The sequence below is a fragment of the Methylosinus sp. RM1 genome, from assembly GCF_011378635.1.
In the GTDB taxonomy this organism is placed as follows: domain Bacteria; phylum Pseudomonadota; class Alphaproteobacteria; order Rhizobiales; family Beijerinckiaceae; genus Methylosinus; species Methylosinus sporium.
The window spans coordinates 1-1229 of sequence record NZ_WOVC01000104.1 but is presented as its reverse complement, the minus strand read 5'-3'; the positions used below and the strand labels follow the sequence as shown (position 1 = coordinate 1229).

The 1229-nt window shown below is 61.3% G+C and carries 2 protein-coding genes; both read right to left on the bottom strand.

Annotated elements, in window-relative coordinates:
• Positions 1–548 (bottom strand): site-specific integrase (locus tag FMZ75_RS21115; RefSeq protein ID WP_166146286.1); only part of this gene is annotated, 548 nt, incomplete at its 3' end.
• Between the two features lie 3 nt (positions 549–551).
• Positions 552–1097: a hypothetical protein gene (locus tag FMZ75_RS21110; protein ID WP_166146283.1), complete on the bottom strand. Its 546-nt coding sequence runs from the start codon at positions 1095–1097 to the stop codon at positions 552–554.
• Between the last annotated feature and the right edge of the window lie 132 nt (positions 1098–1229).

Below are 1229 nucleotides of genomic sequence, written 5' to 3'. Positions count from 1 at the left end.
CGGCGGTTCTGCATGTAGGCGTCCTCAACCTTCATGGCCAGCGCCGCGCCGACGCGCGCGAAGGAATAGACCATGAGAGCGATCAGCGCCCGGTCCCGCAGCCCGGCGGGCGTGGTCACGTCGATGCTGTCGAGAAGCGCGCGCGCCTCCTGCGGGTCGAGCACCGGCGTCTTGCCCACCACGACGACGTGTTTAGGTCCGCGCACGCTCGCCGCGGGGTTGGTCGGCACGATCTGGCCGGTGACGAGCCAATCGAACAGCATCCGGATCGCGGCTAGGTTCTGCTTGGCGGTCGGCGCGCTGTGCGAGCGCGTGAGAATCTCGACGTACGCGCCGATATGCAGCGGCTCGATGTCGACAATCGATGCGAGGCCGCGTTGCTCGCACCAAGAGAGGAAGTCGCTGATCGAGCGGCCGTAGGCGCGCCGTGTGTGCGCGTTGCGGATATTGGCGACGAAGAATTCCCAAAAGCGCGTTTGTGCCCGCTCGCCTGCGACCGCAACGAGAGCATGAATTATCGGAGCGGGAATAGTCGTGAGCGCTTTCATTCGTCAGAATATTCCGAAATGCTTCGCAATGAGACTCCCCACCAGAGCAGCCAATGCAACGGCCCCGCCAGCCGTTGCGGCACCGGCTGCCTTGGCAAGATTGTCGCGCAAGCTCTCCAAATACAATTTCATGAATGATCGACGCGGAGCGGGACGCTCGGCCTCGGCCTCGATCTGTTTGAGGTCGGCGATGATCTCGCCCTTTTCGCTGTTCGACAGCGAGAGCGCCGCCAACTCTGTCTTGATTGTGTTTACGGCGTCCTGAATCTCCGCGAGGGTAGCGTCGGCGATAGGCAGGTCGCTGACCTTCGAGGGCGCGCTGGGCGCAGTCACGTTCTTTGACGGAAACCGAATCTCGATCTCTGGAGAGTAACCTGTTTCGACCGCGGCGACGCCTTGTCCCGTGATCCTGGCGTTTCCTGCAACAATGCCCTGAAGGGTTTTGAGCGGCCTCCATTCGATCAGCCGGACATCGGCGAGCTGTCCGCACACCCCCGCGATGACTTCCCATCGGACCGCCTCGCCGCCAGCAAAGATCACGTCATTCACGGGGACCGATCCTCCGTTGTCATGCCGCAAGCGGTAAAGGTGCTCCAGCAGCCTGCCCCTGATTTCTGCATCCGTCATAAGACCCCTCGCGGCGACCAATCAAATATGTGATAAAGGATATTATCATATATA